This window comes from Methylorubrum sp. Q1 (genome assembly GCF_004683995.1).
Lineage (GTDB): Bacteria > Pseudomonadota > Alphaproteobacteria > Rhizobiales > Beijerinckiaceae > Methylobacterium.
In genome coordinates, this window is sequence record NZ_SRHQ01000070.1 from 1 (window position 1) to 2241 (window position 2241).

A 2241-nucleotide genomic window follows, 5' to 3' on the forward strand; every position below is an offset into this window, starting at 1 on the left:
GATGGGGCACCCAGTCGTAGGGCTGCACGTACTCTCCGCGGGCGAGCTTCACGGCATCGTTCACCGCCTGGGCCCCCTGCATCGGCGCATCCTGAAGGACGCTGACCAACAATTCGCCGCTCTTCACGGCCGCAATCCCGTCCGAGGTTCCGTCGACGCCGCCGACCAAGACCTTGCCCGACAGGCCGGCCGCTTTGAGGGCGGCCACCGCACCGAGCGCCATCTCGTCGTTGTTGGCGGCGATGGCGTCAGGCTTCAGGCCGCTGCGCAGCCATGCCGTCACCTGATCCTGCGCCCGCCGCCGGCTCCAATCGGCGCTCGCCTCCGCCAGGAGCTTCAGCCCCGGCCGTTGCCCGAGGATCTCCTTCATGCCGGCGGTGCGCTCCTGGGCGGCGTTGTCGCTGTCCTTGCCGCGCAGTATGGCCACGTTGCCGCGATCCCCGAGACCCTGCGCGAGCAATCGCATCTGAACCCGACCTGCGACGAGGTGGTTCGCGCTGACGATCGCCATCCTATGGGCCACCGGACCGCTCGGGCGCTTGTTCACGAACACCACCGGAATCCCGGCCGCCGCGGCCATCTCGGTGATCGTCCTGGCGCTGGCGTCGTCGACGGGATTGACGATCAGGGCTGTCGGCTTCGCGTCGAGGGCGGCCCGACCCTGGACCACTTGGGTTCCCCCGTTACCGGCCGCCTGCGCCACATCGACCGAGGCGGAGAACTTGGAGGTGGCCGTGTTGAGGACGGAGGCCTGCAGGCTGTCGAGCAAGGGATCGCCCACCTCCGACATCAAGAGGGTGAATTTCGTTTCGGCGGCGGCCGGTGCGGCGAGAGCGATCAGCAGCAGGGCGGCGGGCAGGGATCTGGTGAGTTGCTTCATGGCAAGCCTCGGTGGAAGCGCGGACGTCAGGCGGCACGGACGGTGTCGAGGAACGACTGCACCTGTCGGCGCAGCAGATCGGATTGCTGGGCGAGTTCGCCCGAGGCACTCAGAACCTGCGCGGCGCCGGTCCCGGTTTCCTCGACGTTGCTCGCCACGCCGGAGATGTTGGCGGTCACCTCGCCGGTGCCGCTCGAGGCCTGGGCAATGGCCTGAACGATCTCGCGCGTCGCCGCCCCCTGCTCCTCGATGGCCGACGCGATGGCGGTCGCCGTCTCGTTGATCGAGCGGATCGAGGCGGAGATGCCATCGATGGCCGTGGCGGTCCGTCCCGTCGAGGACTGGATCGCCTCGATTTTGGCCGTGATCTCGCTGGCCGAACGGGAGGTTTGGTTGGCGAGTTCCTTGACCTCCGTGGCCACGACCGCGAAGCCGCGGCCGGCTTCCCCGGCCCGCGCCGCTTCGATCGTGGCGTTGAGCGCCAGCAGGTTGGTCTGGCCCGCAAGGCCGGCGATGGTGTCGACGACGTCGCCGATGCTGGCGGCCACGCCCGTCAGCTCGCGCACCAGCGCAGTCATTCCCTCGGTCTCCCGAACGGCGGCCTGCGACATCGCCGAGGAGCGCTCGACCTGGACGCCGATCTCCGTCACCGAGGCATCGAGTTCCTCGGCAGCGCCCGCGATCGAATGGATGTTGACGGAGGCTTCCTCGGCCGCCGCGGAGACCGCCACGGCGCGCACCGAGGTGGCCTCGGCCGACACCGAGAGGTGGCGGGCGGTCGTCTGCATCTGAACGGCCGCCGAGGAGACGGCCGTGACGATCCCGCCGACCGACTGGTCGAATGCGTCCGCCAACTCGCGCATGGCGGTCCGGCGCTGCGCCTCCGCCCCAGCGCGCTGGGCGGCCACTTCGGCCTCGAGAGCCTTGTTGCGGATCATGTTGTCCTTGAAGACTTGAACCGCGGCCGCCATCAGGCCGATCTCGTCGGAGCGGCGCTGATCGGGGACCTCGACGCCGATATCGTCATCCGCGAGCCGGCCCATCGCGACGGTCATGCGCCCGATCGGGTGGGAGATCGTCATCGTCAGAAGCCAGCCGGCCAGCGTGCAGAGCGTCAGCAGACAGGCCAAGGCCGAGACGATCCAGAAGCGGGCCGAGGCGCGGATCTCCTGGGCGGCGGCCGTGGCGATCTCGACCTCCTGTTGACGATAGGCCTGCACGGCCCGCACCGCGGTGTAGAAGTTGGCGGCCTCCGAGAGCATGTCACCCTGCAGCACAGCTGTTCCGGTCTCGTTCAGGCCGGCCCGGTCGAGGATGAGGATCTCCTCTTCGATCGCCAGGAAGTGCTGCCACGCGTTACG

The 2241-nt window shown here is 69.0% G+C and carries 2 protein-coding genes; both read right to left on the reverse strand.

The features are described from left to right. The coding region (locus E4V01_RS25250) for a substrate-binding domain-containing protein (protein WP_135300284.1) at positions 1-880 on the reverse strand (880 nt) is incomplete at its 3' end. 26 nt (positions 881-906) lie between these two features. Then, on the reverse strand, positions 907-2241 hold a 1335-nt coding region (locus E4V01_RS25255; RefSeq protein WP_135300285.1), incomplete at its 5' end, for a methyl-accepting chemotaxis protein.